Origin of the sequence: Accumulibacter sp. (assembly GCF_036625275.1) — a bacterium.
Lineage (GTDB): Bacteria > Pseudomonadota > Gammaproteobacteria > Burkholderiales > Rhodocyclaceae > Accumulibacter.
In genome coordinates this window covers 16,255-32,928 of the sequence record NZ_JAZKUD010000048.1, presented here as the reverse complement: position 1 = coordinate 32,928, position 16,674 = coordinate 16,255, and the positions used below count along the sequence as shown (strand labels likewise).

At 61.9% G+C, this 16,674-nt stretch carries 12 protein-coding genes; 5 read left to right on the top strand and 7 right to left on the bottom strand.

What is annotated here, in order from left to right; all coding sequences use genetic code 11:
* Positions 1-395: 395 nt before the first annotated feature.
* Positions 396-1,193, bottom strand: a complete 798-nt coding sequence (locus V5B39_RS14560; RefSeq protein ID WP_332343599.1) for a DUF1223 domain-containing protein — start codon at positions 1,191-1,193, stop codon at positions 396-398.
* Between the two features lie 332 nt (positions 1,194-1,525).
* Between V5B39_RS14560 and V5B39_RS14555 the strand changes: the two genes are divergently transcribed.
* Entirely contained in the window at positions 1,526-2,977 is a 1,452-nt protein-coding gene (locus V5B39_RS14555; RefSeq protein ID WP_332343598.1) for a cryptochrome/photolyase family protein, read from the top strand.
* Here V5B39_RS14555 and V5B39_RS14550 read toward each other — a convergent pair.
* The 6 genes from V5B39_RS14550 to V5B39_RS14525 form a co-directional block, all read right to left on the bottom strand.
* Positions 2,955-8,312 (bottom strand): hybrid sensor histidine kinase/response regulator, encoded by a 5,358-nt coding sequence (locus tag V5B39_RS14550; protein ID WP_332343597.1) that lies wholly within the window; start codon positions 8,310-8,312, stop codon positions 2,955-2,957. The two genes, V5B39_RS14555 and V5B39_RS14550, sit on opposite strands and share 23 nt — an antisense overlap.
* A 7-nt stretch (positions 8,313-8,319) precedes the next feature.
* Entirely contained in the window at positions 8,320-10,485 is a 2,166-nt protein-coding gene (locus tag V5B39_RS14545; RefSeq protein ID WP_332343596.1) for a methyl-accepting chemotaxis protein, read from the bottom strand.
* Positions 10,486-10,557: 72 nt separating this feature from the next.
* A complete protein-coding gene (locus V5B39_RS14540; RefSeq protein ID WP_332343595.1) occupies positions 10,558-11,067 on the bottom strand; it encodes a chemotaxis protein CheW in 510 nt (169 codons plus the stop codon).
* Positions 11,068-11,081: 14 nt separating this feature from the next.
* Positions 11,082-11,444, bottom strand: a complete 363-nt coding sequence (locus V5B39_RS14535) for a response regulator (RefSeq protein WP_332343594.1) — start codon at positions 11,442-11,444, stop codon at positions 11,082-11,084.
* A gap of 44 nt (positions 11,445-11,488) precedes the next feature.
* Positions 11,489-11,848 carry a response regulator gene (locus V5B39_RS14530; RefSeq protein ID WP_434735698.1) on the bottom strand — a complete coding sequence of 120 codons (360 nt, stop codon included), beginning with the start codon at positions 11,846-11,848 and terminating at the stop codon, positions 11,489-11,491.
* Between the two features lie 127 nt (positions 11,849-11,975).
* Positions 11,976-12,164: a rubredoxin gene (locus V5B39_RS14525; protein WP_332343592.1), complete on the bottom strand. Its 189-nt coding sequence runs from the start codon at positions 12,162-12,164 to the stop codon at positions 11,976-11,978.
* 118 nt (positions 12,165-12,282) lie between these two features.
* Here V5B39_RS14525 and thiD point away from each other — a divergent pair, with 118 nt between their 5' ends.
* From thiD to V5B39_RS14505, 4 genes are read left to right on the top strand one after another with little or no spacing between them, the layout of a single operon-like run.
* Entirely contained in the window at positions 12,283-13,137 is an 855-nt protein-coding gene (thiD, locus tag V5B39_RS14520) for a bifunctional hydroxymethylpyrimidine kinase/phosphomethylpyrimidine kinase (RefSeq protein WP_332343591.1), read from the top strand.
* Positions 13,130-13,798, top strand: a complete 669-nt coding sequence (thiE, locus tag V5B39_RS14515; protein WP_332343590.1) for a thiamine phosphate synthase — start codon at positions 13,130-13,132, stop codon at positions 13,796-13,798. Before thiD ends, thiE begins: the two co-directional genes overlap by 8 nt.
* A complete protein-coding gene (gene hemL, locus V5B39_RS14510) occupies positions 13,770-15,050 on the top strand; it encodes a glutamate-1-semialdehyde 2,1-aminomutase (protein ID WP_332343589.1) in 1,281 nt (426 codons plus the stop codon). Before thiE ends, hemL begins: the two co-directional genes overlap by 29 nt.
* 53 nt (positions 15,051-15,103) lie before the next feature.
* Positions 15,104-16,669 carry a gamma-glutamyltransferase gene (locus V5B39_RS14505; RefSeq protein WP_332343588.1) on the top strand — a complete coding sequence of 522 codons (1,566 nt, stop codon included), beginning with the start codon at positions 15,104-15,106 and terminating at the stop codon, positions 16,667-16,669.
* Positions 16,670-16,674 lie beyond the last annotated feature (5 nt).

The window sequence follows — 16,674 nt, the reverse complement described above, 5'->3', positions numbered from 1 at the left end:
GCCAGATCCTGCGCTTTGGCCACCAATTCCGTATCGACCCGCCTCGGTCTGGCCATGCGATGCCTCCGTCGAGGCCGACAGATTCAAGCATGCCATAGTTCGTCTCATCTTGAAAGCTACTTGGAATTATATGGGGACGCCTTGTCTCGCCACCAACTGTCCCGTCGCCAAAAAACCTACACTTGTAAGGGGGAGAGCGTGGGTAAGGCGGCTGCGTCCGGAAAAAGGAGCGTGAAAAACACCTTGCGTGCACGCCCTGATGGTCAGCACTACATCGATTGCGTTGAGATGCGGCATTCGTGCAGTGCGAGCCTGATCCTGTTTGTGCTGAATATGCAGTCTGCAGGGAAGCCCTGAAGCGCGCCTGAGCGACCAAGACGTGCTGTCGATAGCGCTTACTTCCCTGTCTGTATCCGGCAAGCCAGCGACTGCAGATAGTGCTTGCCGTCCGCACTTTCCACGATCACTGCTACGCCAGCGTTTTCCGGGCGCACATCGGGTCGGCGAAAGGTATGGCTGCTGGTTGTGGGGCCGCTGCTGCGCAGCGGAATCGGGCCTATCCACTCACGAACGACGAAGTCGTGCTGTAGTCTCCGGCCGGAGTTCTCGCCAGCGGCTACTTGCGAGCTGAGCCCGTTCTCGTACAGCGCCAGATAGGCCACTGCAGGTATGCCGGCAGCGATTGGCAGCAGCATATTTTCGATCTGCATGTCGATCGCCCCATCGTCCCGCCGGAGCACTCGGAGTTGCAGATCGGCGCCAGCGGCACCGGCAGCCCCTTGCAGAGCCAATTCGCCCGGCACCCGTGCCTGCCGCCACGATTTCGAATCGCGACCGTTGACGACGGTCTGCGGCGTATAAGCGAACTGGCCGCGATTGGCCCGCACGCGTGCCTGCTGACGCGCGGTGTAGGCCGGCGAGCCAAAGCGGTCCCGCCAGCCGATGTAGTCCCAGTAATCCACATGGAAAGCCAGCGCCACGATGGCAGGCGAGTTGCCTGTTCGTCCAACGAAGCCGGAAAGCCAGCGGTCTGCCGGTGGGCAGCTATTGCATCCCTCCGAGGTATAAAGCTCGATCAGTGTCGAGCGGTCGGCCCCGCTTCTAGCCAGGCAAGCGGCCGTACCGCCAATGGCAGGCAAGCTCAACAGCGAACTGGACAAGGTACTGGCGGCGAGAAAGTGGTTCAAACGCATGGCAATCCTCCGGTGTCAGCCATTAGTCGTATGCAATCGCGAATCCTTAATGTGAAAATCACGTCAGCGACTCAGAAATCTCCCGTCCTCACTTGCGGGAACGAAGGCGGGGTTTCGCGGCGCGCTGCTGTGCGCCGCCGTAGCCGGCCCGCGATGCAGTGTGGGCCGTGGGAGAGGGAAACGGCCATGGTTTTCATGATCAGGGCAAAGACGGTGAGTTTCGCCCGGACACCGCCGAAATCATGGCCCACGTCGCCGCCGCTCACCTGATGCTTCGGCGGCTGGCATGGTTTTTTAATCGGCAGCAGCCACTGACACAGAGGTAATCCAAGATGGAGAATGCGATTCTGGTCTGGTTCAGGCGTGATCTGCGGGATTTTGGTCACGCGGCGCTCTGCGAAGCGCTGCGGCGTGGACGCCGCGTCTATTGCGCTTTCGTCTTCGACCGCGAGATCCTTGACGCGCTGGAGCAGCGCTGCGATCGCCGCGTCGAGTTCATTCGCGAGTCACTGGTCGAACTGGATCGGGCGCTGCGCGTCCGCGGCGGCGCCCTGATCGTACGCCATGGCTGGCCGGTCAGCGAGATTCCGAGCCTGGCCAAGGCGCTGGCCGTGACTGCGGTGTTTACCAATCGCGATTACGAACCGCAGGCGAAGAAACGCGATGCCGCGGTCAGGGCGGCCTTGCAGGCGAACGGGATTGCCTTCGAGTCGTTCAAGGATCAGGCGCTGCTCGACGGCGACGAAGTGCTGACCCAGGCCGGGCGGCCCTACACCGTGTTCACGCCTTACAGGAAAGCCTGGCTGAAGCGTCTCGGCGACGATGACTGGCAGCCCTACGCCGCCGGAGACGGGAGGCTGGCCGCGCTGCCGGGCGCCGGCGGTGTGCCGACGCTGGCGGAAATCGGCTTTACCGGCAGCGATCTGCGAGCGCTGGGCATCGTGCCGGGAATGTCCGGCGGCCGGCAGCTCCTGGCCGATTTTCGTTTGCGGATCGCGCGCTACCACCAGCAGCGTGATTTTCCGGCGCTGCAAGGAGGCTCGCATCTCTCGGTTCATCTACGCTTCGGGACCGTCTCGATTCGCGATCTGGTGGCTCAGGCGATCACTGCCGGCGCCTTGGGCGACGGTGCCGAAGGAGCGGCGACCTGGCTTTCCGAACTCATCTGGCGCGACTTCTATTTCATGATTCTGGACCGTTTTCCGCAGGTCTGCGAACGCGCGTTCAAGCCGGCGTACGACGCGATTCGCTGGGAACAGGGGCCAGCGGCGGACGCGGCCTTTGCCGCCTGGTGCGCAGGACGTACCGGATATCCGCTGGTCGATGCGGCGATACGGCAGCTCAACGGTACGGGCTACATGCATAACCGCCTGCGCATGCTGACCGCTTCATTTCTGACCAAGGATCTGGGGATCGACTGGCGGCGCGGTGAGGCCTACTTTGCACGCCAGCTCAACGATTTCGATCTGTCGGCCAACAACGGAGGCTGGCAATGGGTAGCGTCCAGCGGCTGCGATGCCCAACCCTATTTCCGCCTCTTCAACCCGGTCACACAATCGCAGCGCTTTGACCCTGCCGGCAGTTTCATTCGCCGCTACCTGCCCGAGCTGGCCGCTGTTCCCGACCGGTTCCTGCATGCACCATGGCGGATGAGTCTGTCCGAGCAGGAAGCCTGTGGCGTGCGCATTGGACGCGATTTCCCGGCGCCGCTGGTCGAGCACGCGCAGGCGCGGCTGCGGACCCTGCAACGCTACAGCGTGGTCAAGCCTGGCGCTGCTCCCTGACGTGTCCGGCTACCAGGCGCAGCAACTCCTCTTCCTGATAGGGCTTGCCGAGGTAGTGATTAACCCCCAGCTCGATGGCGTATTGGCGATGTTTATCTGCAGTTCGCGAGGTGATCATGATGATCGGAACCGTTCCCAGGCGTTTGTCGGCACGCACGTTGCGGGTGAACTCGAAGCCGTCCATGCGCGGCATTTCAATGTCGACCAGCAGTACGTCCGGGACCAGCGCGACCAGTTGTTCAAGCGCATCGACGCCGTCCTTGGCGGTCATCACCTGGTAGCCTTCACGTGCCAGCAGACGACTGGTGATCTTGCGCACGGTCAGCGAATCGTCCACGATCATGATCGTCGGCAAGGTGGCGGTGACGCTGTCGGTGGCGACCGGTTGACGAACCGTTGGTACCGGCGAGACTGCGCTCGCCGTGCGATCGCGGCTGGCCAGGGCAATCGGGTTCAGGATCAGCACCACCTGGCCATTACCGAGAACCGTTGCACCGTCGACGCCGATCACCCGCGCCAGTTGGGGGCCGATGTTCTTGACGACGACTTCCTGATTGCCCAGCAGCTCGTCGACCTGCATCGCGATTCGCTTGCTGCCGCTGCGTAGCAGCAGGACCCAGTACTGGGAATGCCTTTCCGGTAGCGCGCGGGTCTCGCCGAGAAGGTGAGGCAGGTAGCTGAACGGATAATGATTTCCGGTCCAGACGGCCTCTTTGGCTTCACGAATCCGGGTCAGCATCTGCTCCTTGAGATCGAGCACCTGCTCGATCATGGCCGACGGGATCGCATACTGCCGGTTGCTGGAACGTACCAGCAAGGCCTTGGTGACCGCCAGGGTGAGCGGCAGGTAAAGGCGGAACGTCGTTCCCTGGCCCGGAGTCGAGAGCACCTCAATGCGGCCGCCCAGGCTGTTCACTTCGCTTTTCAGCACGTCCATTCCGATGCCACGCCCGGAGAGGCGTGACACCTCGCTGGCCGTCGATATTCCCGGCGCAAAAATCAGATCCACCACGCGCGCCGGATCACGGGCTTCGTCCTCGGTCAACAGGCCAGCCTGCAGACCGCGCGTGCGCAGTCGGTCGAGATCGAGGCCGGCGCCGTCATCAGCAAAGGAGAGAATGATCTCGTTGCCTTCCTGTGCCAGCTTCAACGAGATTTCGCCAATCTCGGGCTTGCCCTTGGCCCGCCGCGTGGGTGCGTCTTCGAGGCCATGCACGATGGCGTTGCGCAGCATGTGTTCAAGCGGCGCGACCATTTTTTCGAGAACCGTCCGGTCGAGTTCGAGTTGGGCGCCCTGGATTTCCAGGTTCGCCCGTTTGCCAATCTCCTTGCCGGCTTGCCGGACAATCCGGTACAGACGATCGGCAATGCTGACGAACGGTACCATGCGCACCGACATCAATTCCTGTTGCACTTCGCGGTTCAGACGCGCCTGTGCGACGATGGCTGCGTTGGCGTCGTCAAGATTCTTGAGCAGATTCTGCTGCACCGTGGCGACGTCGTTGACTGATTCGGCCATCATCCGCGTCAGCTCCTGGAAGCGCGTGAAGCGGTCGAATTCCAGGGGGTCGAAATCGGCATGCAGTTCAGCGCTCTGACCAGCCCGTGACTGCATCTGCAGTTCGGCCTGGATCTCGATGTCGCGCAACTGCCGACGCAGACGGATGACATTCTCGGTCAGGTCGAGCAGCGATCCCTTGATGGCTCGCATTTCGCCTTCAATCCGCGAGCGGGCGATCGACAATTCACCGGCTTCGTTGACCAGCCGGTCAATCAAGTCAGCTCGCACCCGTAGGGTGGCACGCTGTGCAGCGACTTCGCTGTCGACTTCCTGCGGGCTGGCTGTCGTCCCCTGTTCGACGGCCAAGGCGGAGCTTTCGGCCGCATGCTCGGCCGCCAGTTCCGACGCTGCCGTGTCGGATATCTCGATCGGTGCGTCTGCAGACTCGCCGTGCTGCAATCGCTCGACGATCTGCACAATCACGTCGAAGGCATTGTCGATGTCGTCGATCAGGTGCAGTGGTGCACTGCTTGTCTCCTGCGCCTCCTGCATGCGCGTTTCAATGGCGTGCGTGAGTTCGCCAAGGTTCATCGCGCCGGCCATGCGCGCACTCCCTTTGAGCGTATGGAAGAGGCGCGCCAGCCGGCGCACGACCTCGCCATCAGAGGGATTATTGCGCCAGGCGTGTAACTGCGTGGCAATGTTCTGATTGAGATCCAGCGCTTCCTCAAGAAACAGGGGCAGCAGTTGCTCGTCAAGTTCGTCATGCAATTGCGGTGCTTCGATCGCAGTAGCCGGCGGGCTATCGGCAGGCACCGCTGCGGCATCCTTCGCACCCTTCCCGGAGACAAGCCGTTCCGGCTTGTCAGTCGTGACCGGCACCTCCGGTTTTTCGACAGCCAGATCCGGGTAGAGCGTGTCGAGTATCTCGACCAGAGTGGGCGCTGCTTCAGGCTGGTGTTGGCGACCCACATCCGAGAGCATCAAGGCAAGGGCGCCGATTGCCTGCTCGATGCAGGCAAATGCTTCGAGGCTGTCGGGATGTTCGGCGTGATTGCGGCGCAACAGCGCCAGTTCGAGTGCGTGCGCCAGATCCTTGACCGCCTCAATGCCGACGGTTCCGGCGATGCCGGCAAGGGTGTGCGCCGCTCGGTACATTTCGTGCGTTGTCGGGGCGGACTGGTCTTTTTCGAGAACTGCGAACTCGCGCTGCAAGGTGGCCAGATGAGCACCCGCTTCTTGGTTGAAGATTTCGGCCAGTTCCCGGTCGATCGAAAGCTGTACGCGAGGGGGCTGTACAACGGCGGTGACCTGAGGCAAGGCGCCGGCGCCTGCTTCCTCTGGAATGGCGGCTGTGGTCGCCGCCGGGTGTTCGCTCGGCGGCGCTTCGGCCTCGCCTGGCAGCACCGACAGGAAGCCGACCTCACTGCCGTCGCGAAGGGAATTGGCCAAAGCGACCATTTCCGTCACGTCAGGAGCATGGCCGCGCCTGGTCTTGAGATGCTCGACCCACGCAAGAAAAACCCGGTAAGCCTGTCCGAGCAGGTCGAAGAGGGTTGGCGTGACTTCCTGTTCCTGCCTTAACCAGAGGTTGAGAACCTGTTCAATCGACCACGCCGCTTCTCCGAAATCCTTGAGTCCGACCATGCGGCCGCTGCCCTTGAGGGTGTGCGCGGAACGACGGATGGCCGTCAGCAGCTCAGTGTCGTGCGGTTGCTCGTGCAGCAGACGCAAGTGTTCATGAATACTGGCCAGGACCTCGTCGGCTTCGTCAAGAAAGATCTCGACCAGCTCGGCGTCGACTTCTTCGGCGCTGGCCTGTGCGAGCTGGATGGTTTCTGCTGAGGGCGGGGGGGCTTCCGGCGTCTGCGGCTTGAGCGTTGCCATGGCCGCGTCAATCTGCTGCGCGGCATCGCCGCCGCCAGCCAGCGCCGACAGCACATGTTTGGTTTGCTGTCCGAGTTGCTTGTCGGCAATCAGATCGGCATCCTTTTGCAGTGCCGTCAGATTTTGCCGGACCTCCTGGCGCAGCCCGGCATCGCTGGGCTGCTCCTTGAGGGCCACCAGCAAGGCGTGCGTATCGCGTTTTTGCTGCTCCAGCTCCTGTTCGACGCTTGCTGCCGTGTCGTCCTGCTTGCGGGCTGCGGCCGCCTGCATCTTGTTGACGAATGTCGCGAAATCGGTCGTGCCGTGCTGCATGGCATCGACAAAGAAACCGACCAGCGAGAGTTGCTCGGCGACGTTTTCAAAGTCGGCCACCTGCGGGACATAGTCCGCTTCAGAGAAGGTTGCGATGTCTTTCGCACACCGCTTCAGAACGGCTACAGCATCATCGTGGCGCATCATGGTCAGCGCACCGATGACCTGTCGTAGCGGAGTCTCCAGTCCGTTCAGATCGGCACGTTTCCCGGCATCGCGGAAAAAGCCATCGAGGACCTGTTCGATTTGTGCGAGGTTGCTGGTGATCTCCCGGGCGACCTGGCCAACGACCATTTTTTCCTGTGCCAGGCGCGACATTTCGTCGAGCGACGGCAACTCCGATTCCGGGCGCGGTGGCGTGCCGGCAATACAGCCCTGGATCCGGTCGACCATCACATTTACCTGGTGCGCGAAACTGCTGTCCAGGTACTGGATGTTTTCCTGCGCGTTCTGTGCGAGCAGGATGGCCGTCGCGGTTTCCATGGCTAGGGCTTCGGTATGGCGCGACGGGTTTTGCGTCAGCAGGCCGGCCACCTCGGCAATGGCCTGCACCAGACGACGATAGTCGGCGTGACCCAGTTCTTCGACCAAGGCCAACAGCGTATTGGTATGGGTCCTGAACAGCGGCAGAACCTGCATGGTGCCGGCGCAGAACCGGCTCCAGGCCTCTTCGGTGGCGGCAATCGCTTCGCGCAAACGACGGCGGACGGACTCCATGGCGACCGGAGCTGCGCTGGCAATGCCTGGCATCAATGCGGCCAACTGGTAAGCATCCTGGACCCGGCGTACGAGAGCGTTGTCGCTGTTGGCCTTGCCGACCAGATACAGCGCATCGCGCATCAGGCGTTCAGCGACATTGCTCGAACCTTCGAGGAGCCGGCGAGTCTGCAGATCGATGCGACTGCAGAGTTGCCGGGCATCCGCATCTGCCGGCAAGGTATGTTCGCCCAGAGCGCTCAGGAAGGCCGTGGCGACCCACCAGAACGAGCGTGCCGACGCGGTCTTCTGGAGGGCAGCAATCCGTTTGACGGCGTGGAGCATTTCGTCTATGCCCTGGACGTCCTGGGGTGCGCGCAACCACGACAGCAGGCCATGCTGGAAGTGTGCGCGCTGCTGATGGAGGCGATGCTCAAATTCACCGCGGCGAAGTTTTGGCGCCGAGCCGGTCAGTGGCGGCGGGACGCTGAGGTCGGGGAAGAACAGATCGGTTGGGAAGACACGTTCGAGTCCGCGTGCCGACTGCACTTCACGGTACAACGGCAATAGCCGGAGTGGCTGGTTCGGTTGGCCGCTGATCAGGTCATCGAGGTAGTGGCGAAGCGCTGCCAGTGCGCCTTGTACGAGTTTGACAGCAGTTGGGGCAGCGGGGCGCTCCTGCAGTTCGATGGCCTCCAGCAGCGACTCCAGTGCTTCGGCAAACTGGGTTACACCATCCAGACCGATGATCGTCAGGGCGCCCTGCACCTGGTGCAAATGGGTGCGGCAAAATCTGATTTGCGTGAGGTCGCCGCCGTTCCCGTCGACAGCGCTCGCGGTAAACTGTTGCAACGCCGCGTCGCCTCGCTCGAGGGCGAGGTCGATTTCGCTCTTGACCCAGGTCAGCGGGCCGATATCGAAGTCCGTCGGAGCATTCATCTAGATTTCAGGACACCTTGAAGCCGGCGACCGACCCCTTGAGCTCGGTCGCCAGACCAGCCAGTTCGCCGATTGCCGTGGCCGTTTTTTCCGTTCCTGCGGTGGTCTGTCCGGTGACCAGCAATATTTCCTGCATTTTCCGGGCCACCTTGGTTGCCGAGTCGGCCGCCTGGCGGGTTGCTCCCGAGATGTTCTCAATCAACGCCGTCAACGTCCTTGAAACCTCGCCAATTTCGGCCAGCGCCTGGCCAGCCGCATCGGAAAGCCGGGCCCCTTCGACGACCCCGCGGGTGGATTCCTCCATCGCCGAGACCGTATCCTGGGTGTCGGTCTGGATGGTTCTGACGATGGCTCCAATCTGTTTGGTCGCCTCGCCCGAACGCTCGGCCAGGCGTTGCACCTCCTCGGCCACGACCGTGAAGCCGCGTCCTGCTTCCCCGGCAGAAGCGGCCTGAATGGCGGCATTGAGCGCCAGTACGTTGGTCTGCTCGGTGATGTCCGAAATGAGTTCGACGATCTCGCCGATTTCCTGGGATGACTCACCGAGACGCTTGATTCGTTTCGAAGTTTCCTGGATCTGCTCGCGGATCTTGTTCATGCCCTTGATCGAGTCTTCCACCGCCTGCGCACCTTTGCCGGCAGCCGCCAGTGACTGGCGCGCCACCGTCGCCGATTGCTTCGCATCACCGGACACATTGGTCATCGAGCTGGCCACGGTCAGTACCGACTGGCCGGCAGCCTTGATCTCGGCGGCCTGGCGCTCAGCGGCAGCGAGCAATTCGGTGGAGGTCTGTTGGGCCATTTCGGTCGCTTGCGTCACCCGCCCGGCTGCATCATTGATGCGGCCGACGAGTACCCGCAGTTCCTCGATCGTATAGTTGATCGAATCGGCGATGGCGCCGGTGATGTCCTCGGATACCGTTGCGGTCACCGTCAGGTCGCCATCGGCGAGGTCGCCGAGTTCGTTCATCAGCCGCAGGATGGCATCCTGATTCTGGCGGTTGAGCAACTCGGTTTCCTGGCGGCGTTGTTCGGCTTGTTCGGTTTGACGCTGGCTCTCCGCGAGGTAGGTTTTGCCCAGCAGAAACACCAGCGAGATGGCGAGCAGGATCAGAATCAGCAGCGCCATGCCATAAGCGGTACGTTGCATGAAGCTGCCATGATAGGCCTGCGCCAGCTGGTAGGTGCCGTCAAGCAACTCTTCGCTGTCGCGGAAAATTTGCGAACCGGCCTGTTTGGCAATGATCAGTTTCTGCATGTTGCCGAGGATGCCACCCACGGCCTTACGATACTCGGCAAAGCTGCTATCGAGGGCGTTGAGCTTATGTCGGGTATCCGCATCCGTTGTTGCGGCGATGCGCAAGGTTTCACTCCCCTTGGTCAGCGCTTGTATGGTGTCGCGAAACGTGTTCGTATCCTTGCCCAGCAGAAAGGCGATTTCCGGGTCGATGGCATCGCCCAGCAGCAAAGCACTGGCGTTTTTCGCGATTCGCTGGGTCAGCATCACCAACAGGTTGGCAGCCGCAATCTCACGGACACTCGCGCTGCCCTGCAGCTTGAGGGCGGCGATCTGTTCGGAAAGTTCGAGCAACTGTGGATTCTTGTCGTTGATCGTGGCGACATCCTTGCCCAGCGAGACCAGGTTTTTCTCCATTTCGAGCAGGCGTGAAGCATTTTTGTCGGTCTTGTCCCAGATCTGGGTCAGTGTTTGCAACTGGCCCTGTACACTCCCTGGAGAAGGCGGCACACGCGTGCCTGCCAGTTCTCCACCCGTGGTCAAGCGCTCAAGGTAACTGGCGAAGCTGTCACGCGACTCGAGGAGTTGCTTGAAGGCGATCGTGTCACCCAGCAGCGCCAGGCTCGATGCCTTTGCCAGGCGCTGAGAAAGCATGCGCATCTCACCGGCGGTTGCGATGTAGGCCGTGTTATAGGCCGACTGACGGTCGTCGCGATAGGCGAGGACGGCAATCACCAGCATGACCAGCACCAGGCAGCCGCCGAGGATCTGAAGTTGCTTGACCACCGGAAAGCGGTTCAACAGCGGCAGCAAAAACGGAATCGTCCCTTTGCTCGCCGGTTCGCCGGGATCGATCACGGTACGAGCCACGAGGGTCTCGCTTGCCGCAGTAGTCATCCGGGACAGGAAAGCCGGTAGCTTGGGTTTGAACGTCATCTTGCTTCTCCGGTTACACTTTTTCGACAGCGTAAACACTACTTGTTGAAGATTTCATGGCACGCAGGCAGTTCAGGCGCCAATGTCCATGAACGTCTCGTCAGCCAGGAGTTCGCGCACTCTGAGTTTGTTCCAGCGACGTCCTTCGTTGTCCGAATAAGCTTCACGGGACCAGTCCGGCACGCCTGGAGCGACGGCCTCAGGAGTCAGGGCCTCGATATTGCGCAGGCCGATCATGCGCGTGACCAGCAAGGCTGCGTTGCTGCCATGGCGGGTTCCAATCAGGAGAAGTCGCGAGCTGGTATTCTGGGGCGTCGCTTCCTTGCCGAGGAAAGCGGAAAAATCGACGACCGAGTACAGATTGCCGCGAATGTTGGCGATCCCTGCGAACCAGGGTTTGGTCAGAGGAACCTTGGTCAAGGGAGGCAGCGGGATGATTTCGCCGGAGTCCGTCAGGTCGAGCAGCCAGTGGTCTGGACCCGCCTGAATGCCCAGCAGGCCAGCCGAGCTCTGAGTGCTGGTGCCGGTCAGGCGGGCCGCGAGGTAGGCCTGAAATTCATGTAGGCTGATCTTCTTGGCCATGCCCTGGTGATCTTCTAGAGCGCTGCAATCTTGGCCAGCAACTCTGGGCCGTTGATCGGTTTGACCAGATAATCCTGGGCTCCCTGGCGCAAGCCCCAGATCTTGTCCGTCTCCTGGCCTTTGGTCGTGCACACGATGACCGGAATGTTCCGGGTCGCCGGATCACGGGTCAGGGTTCGGGTGGCCTGGTAGCCGTTGAGGCCGGGCATCACCACGTCCATCAAGACAAGGTCCGGCAATTCACTTTTCGTTTTGGCAATGCCTTCTTCACCGCTCTCCGCGGTAATGACTTCATAACCATTGCCGGTCAATAGTGCTTTCAACACATGGCGTTCGGTCGGCGAATCGTCTACGACGAGGATTTTCTTGATGGTCATGGCTTCTCAGCTTCCGTGATGGCCTTTCAACGGGATGGGTTTCTTCAGTTTGCGGCCGGAGCAAAAGCCGCGACTGTTTGCAGCAGACTGTCTTTGGTGAAGGGCTTGGTCAGATAGTGGTCCGACCCGACCATGCGGCCACGTGCGCGGTCAAAAAGACCGTCTTTCGACGACAGCATGATTACTGGCGTGGTGCGGAAGCGCTGGTTCTTCTTGATCAAGGCACAGGTCTGGTAGCCGTCGAGGCGCGGCATCACAATATCGCAGAAGATCACGGCGGGCTGGTGATCGGCGACCTTGGCCAGCGCGTCGAAACCATCTTCTGCAAGCAGCACTTGACAGCCGGCCTGCACAAGAAATATTTCCGCGCTGCGCCGGATCGTATTGCTGTCATCGATGACCATGACCTTGACGCCGCGCAGGTTTGCCGCTTCAGCCAATTCTCTCCTCCAGAGTGTCCCGGATCGTTGTTTTAAGGAAGTTCCGGTTCCAGCTTGTTTTCGCGCCAGTAGCTACTATAACGCATTGTCTTCAAATTTCGACCATTTCAAAGTCTTCCTTGCGCGCTCCACATTCCGGACAAGTCCAGTTGATGGGGATATCCGCCCAGCGGGTTCCTGGTGCAATGCCTTCGTCCGGCAGGCCTTTGCGCTCTTCATAGATGAAGCCACAGGTCAGGCACATCCAGGTGTAATAGGGCTCATCGCTTGTTGTGTTCATGGTCTCGGTCAGTTTTTCGGTTAGAATCGGGTAGAAAATCCATGGATTCTAGCCAAACCTTTTCCATTCCGCCAAGATTTTGTCGACAGAAGCGCTTTGCCGACGCCGGTTTGCTGTCATGAACTCACGCGCCCTACCATTGCCGCCGCCCATTGTTCTCACCTTCGCCGCCAGCGATCCCTGTGGAGGTGCCGGGATGCAGGCCGACCTGATGACCCTGTCGTCGATTGGCTGTCATTCGCTGTCTGTGGTGACGGCACTGACTGTGCAGGATACCGTCGGCGTCAGCAGCATCCTGGCAGTCGATGCCGATTGCGTTGAGAATCAGGCGCGAACGCTTCTCGAAGACGTGCCGGTCGCCGCTTTCAAGATGGGTCTGCTGGGCAGCATCGAGAATATTGCGGTGATTGCTGAAATCCTGGCCGATTACCCCAACATCCCTCTGATCCTCGATCCCGTACTTGCCTCCGGGCGTGGCGATGAATTGGTCGACGAGGAAATGATCGCTGGCCTGTGCGAGTTGCTGATGCCGCTGACGACGATTCTGACACCCAATTCTCTCGAAGCGCGCCGCCTGCTTGACGGTGACATGGATGACGAGGGGGACGATGAACAGCGGACTCTGGTCGAATGTGCGCAGAGCCTGCTCGACCTGGGTTGCGAGTACGTGCTATTGACCGGCACCCATGAAAACACGGCACGCGTGGTCAACAGCCTGTATGGCCGGAGGCTTGGCCTGGTCCGCAGCGACCTCTGGGATCGCCTTCCCGGCAGCTACCACGGTTCGGGTTGTACGCTCGCCTCGGCGATTGCCGCCTATCTGGCGAAGGGCGGGTCAGTCGAGCAAGCGGTGGTGGCTGCCCAGGAATATACCTGGCAATCGCTGGCCGCCGGCTTTCGGCCGGGGATGGGTCAATTCATCCCGGATCGTTTCTTCCAGATTCGAGGCCATGGCGGGACTCTCCATGCCTGAAGCAGTCGGCAAAATCCTGCGCGGTCTTTATGCGGTCACGCCAGAAGGGCTCGCGCTGGACCCCTTGCTGACCCAGGTCGGATCTGCCCTGAAGGGGCGCGCGAGGCTCGTTCAGTATCGGGACAAGAGCCACGATGCTGCCCGGCGGGCCGCCACTGCGCGCGCGCTGCTGAGCCTCTGCAGAGAGTTTGGCGCACGCTTGCTGATCAATGACGATCTCCCACTGGCGCTGGCAGTCAATGCCGACGGCGTGCATCTCGGGGCCGCCGACGGTGATCTGCGGGCGGCTCGGCAGGCGCTTGGTGCCGGCGCCTTGCTCGGTGCCTCGTGTTATGCCGATTTCGATCGGGCGCGTGCAGCCGTGTCGGCGGGTGCCGATTATGTTGCTTTTGGAGCGGTCTATCCCTCTGCGACCAAGCCGCAGGCCGAGCCTGCGCCGTGGTCGCTGTTCACCCGTTGCCGCAGCGAACTCAAGGTTCCGGCCTGTGCCATCGGTGGCATTACGGTGGACCGGGCCAGACCCTTGCTTGCCGCCGGTGCCGACCTGCTGGCGGTGATCGGTGACTTGTTTGAAGCGCCTGACGTGGCGGCGCGCGCGGCAGCCTATCAACAACTTTTCGAGGAAGAGCATCGTGAGTTCTCGCAGCGAGCAATTGTTTGAGCGCGCACAGCAGCGCATCCCTGGCGGCGTCAACTCACCGGTACGGGCTTTTCGCTCGGTCGGCGGCACCCCGCGGTTTTTTGCTGCGGGTGCCGGCGCGCGCGTGCGCGATGTCGATGGCCTGAGCTACATCGATTACGTCGGGTCCTGGGGGCCGTTGATCCTCGGGCACGCTCACCCCGAGGTGGTCGCCGCCGTCCAGCAGGCGGCGCTCAGAGGTCTTTCGTTCGGGGCGCCGACCGCAGATGAGGTCGAGATCGCCGAACTGCTGTGCGAGTTGCTGCCTTCGCTGGAAATGGTGCGTCTGGTCAGTTCCGGGACGGAAGCGACGATGAGTGCGATCCGGCTGGCGCGCGGCTTTACCGGGCGTGATCTGCTGATCAAGTTCGAAGGCTGCTACCATGGCCATTCGGACAGCCTGCTGGTCAAGGCCGGTTCGGGGATGCTTACTTTTGGCAACCCGAGTTCCAGCGGCGTACCGGCCGACTTTGTCAGGCACACGCTGGTTCTCGACTACAACGATAGTATCGGGCTTGCAGCGGCGTTTGCGGAACACGGGCCGCGAATTGCCGCGGTGATCGTCGAGGCCGTTGCCGGCAATATGAACCTGATCGCGCCGCAGCCTGCTTTCCTCCAGAGCCTGCGCGAGCTGTGCAGCCGCCACGCCGCGGTACTGATTTTCGATGAGGTGATGAGCGGCTTCCGCGTCGGCGCCCAGGGCGCCCAAGGCCTGTACGGCGTCATTCCTGACCTGACGACTCTCGGCAAGGTGATCGGTGGCGGCATGCCAGTTGGCGCTTTTGGCGGCAAGCGCGAGATCATGAGCCAGATCGCGCCGCTGGGCCCGGTGTACCAGGCGGGCACCCTGTCAGGCAATCCGGTGGCGGTAGCTGCCGGGTTGGCAACGCTGAAACTGCTGCAGGCCGAAGGCTTCTACGACTCCCTGACGCAGCGTACCCGACAACTCACCGACGGGCTGGCTGCCGCGGCTGGCAAGCACGGAGTGCCGTTTTCGGCGCAGGCGATGGGTGGCATGTTCGGGCTGTATTTCCGTTCCGAGTGTCCACAAAGCTACGCCGAAGTGATGGAGTGCGACACGCAGGCCTTCAATCGCTTCTTCCACGCCATGCTCGACGCCGGCCACTATTTCGCTCCCTCGGCCTTCGAAGCCGGTTTCGTTTCGGCAGCACACAGCGAGGCCGATGTCGCCGCCACCATTGCTGCGGCCGAAGCGGTTTTCCGCGCCTGGTGATCAACCTCCCTGGGTGGCCATTGCGCTGAAAGAGATCCGCGTATCCTCTGGCCATGAGCATTCGTGGAGTGATCGCCGCCTCCGAACCGCATACGGCACTGGCCGGTGCGCGCATCTTGCGGCGCGGCGGCAACGCAGTTGACGCGATCATCGCAGCCAAGTTTGCCGCCACCGTGACCGAGTTGCCGCTGACTTCGCTTGGCGGCGGCGGGGTCTGTGTCTGGGGCGACGCAGCCGATGGCTACCAGGTGCTCGATTTTTTTGCTGCCGTTCCGGGCCTTGGCCTCGGTGTTCTGCCGGCACTGGACTTTGCACCGGTGACCGTCGATTTCGGCCAGACCACGCAGGTCTTTCACATCGGCAAGGCGGCCGCAGCCGTTCCCGGTGAACTGGTCGGCCTACTCGAATTGCATCGGCGCGCCGGTCGCCTGCCTTTGCATGAAGTCGTGGCGACGGCAGCCGCCTGGGCGCGCAACGGATTCACGGTTAGTCCGCAGATCGCGATGATCATCGGCCTGATCGAGCCGATCGCCAAATCGACGCCAGCGGCAGCACGTCTGCTCCTGGCTGGCGGACGCCTGCCGCAAGCCGGTGATCGCCTGGCCAACCCCGACCTCGGCGATTTTCTGCAGGCGCTTGGCGAAGGTGATCCGAACTGCCTGGTCGCCCAGTACCAGGCGTCGTTGGTCAATCACTTCGGCCCTGCACAAGGCGGGCTGATGACCACGCAGGATGTTGCCGCCTACGCGCCGGTAGTGCGTGAACCGCTGCACGTTCCCTTCGGTCCTTACCGCGTGTTGACCAACCCGCCACCCGCCGCCGGCGGCGGCCTGATCGGCGCCGGGCTGCGCATCGCCGAGAGCCTGGGGATTGGCCAGGAGACTTTTCTCTCGCGCGAGCATCAACTCGTGGTGGCGGCGATACTGGCAACCGTATCGCAGATTCGCCTTGCGGGTTACGACCACCGACTATATGCCGACCCGGCGTCGATCCGTGCGCTGGTTGCCGGCGACAGCCTCCCGGCCTGGGTCGAGTGGGCACGATCACGCACTCACGAGAACCTGCTCGGTGCGACCACGCATATCTCGGTGATCGATGCCGAGGGCATGGCTGCAGCGATGACCACCAGCAACGGCGAGGGTTGCGGGCATGTGTTGCCGGGGTTGGGAATCCACGTCAACAACTTCCTCGGTGAAGACGACATCAACCCGGCCGGTTTCCATCGACTGGCACCGGGAAGCTGGATGAGCACCATGATGTCACCCACCATCGTCGTCGCCGGCGACCGGCCGTGTTTTGCCCTCGGCAGCGGTGGATCGAACCGGATTCGCAGCGCCATCCTGCAGGCACTGCTCAATCTTCTGCTCTATCGGCGCCCGCTTGACGAAGCGTTGAACGCCGCCCGCCTGCATGTCGAAGGCAGCAAACTGTGGTTCGAGAACGTCGGCCTTGACGAGGGGGTGGCTGACGCCCTGCTGCAGGCCTGGCCGGCCGCGACCTGCTTCGACACGACGAGCATGTTCTTTGGCGGGGTCAATGGTGTTGCCAGCAACGACGGTCGTTTGTCTGGCGCCGCTGACCGCCGGCGTGGCGGCGTGGTGATGGTGGCCGAGTCGTAGCCGGA

Bases quoted from the DNA above. Each gene is read 5' to 3' on its own strand.
- V5B39_RS14560 (WP_332343599.1), bottom strand. From the start codon at position 1,193: ATGCGTTTGAACCACTTTCTCGCCGCCAGTACCTTGTCCAGTTCGCTG.
- V5B39_RS14555 (WP_332343598.1), top strand. From the start codon at position 1,526: ATGGAGAATGCGATTCTGGTCTGGTTCAGGCGTGATCTGCGGGATTTT.
- V5B39_RS14550 (WP_332343597.1), bottom strand. From the start codon at position 8,312: ATGAATGCTCCGACGGACTTCGATATCGGCCCGCTGACCTGGGTCAAG.
- V5B39_RS14545 (WP_332343596.1), bottom strand. From the start codon at position 10,485: ATGACGTTCAAACCCAAGCTACCGGCTTTCCTGTCCCGGATGACTACT.
- V5B39_RS14540 (WP_332343595.1), bottom strand. From the start codon at position 11,067: ATGGCCAAGAAGATCAGCCTACATGAATTTCAGGCCTACCTCGCGGCC.
- V5B39_RS14535 (WP_332343594.1), bottom strand. From the start codon at position 11,444: ATGACCATCAAGAAAATCCTCGTCGTAGACGATTCGCCGACCGAACGC.
- V5B39_RS14530 (WP_434735698.1), bottom strand. From the start codon at position 11,848: ATGGTCATCGATGACAGCAATACGATCCGGCGCAGCGCGGAAATATTT.
- V5B39_RS14525 (WP_332343592.1), bottom strand. From the start codon at position 12,164: ATGAACACAACAAGCGATGAGCCCTATTACACCTGGATGTGCCTGACC.
- thiD (WP_332343591.1), top strand. From the start codon at position 12,283: ATGAACTCACGCGCCCTACCATTGCCGCCGCCCATTGTTCTCACCTTC.
- thiE (WP_332343590.1), top strand. From the start codon at position 13,130: ATGCCTGAAGCAGTCGGCAAAATCCTGCGCGGTCTTTATGCGGTCACG.
- V5B39_RS14505 (WP_332343588.1), top strand. From the start codon at position 15,104: ATGAGCATTCGTGGAGTGATCGCCGCCTCCGAACCGCATACGGCACTG.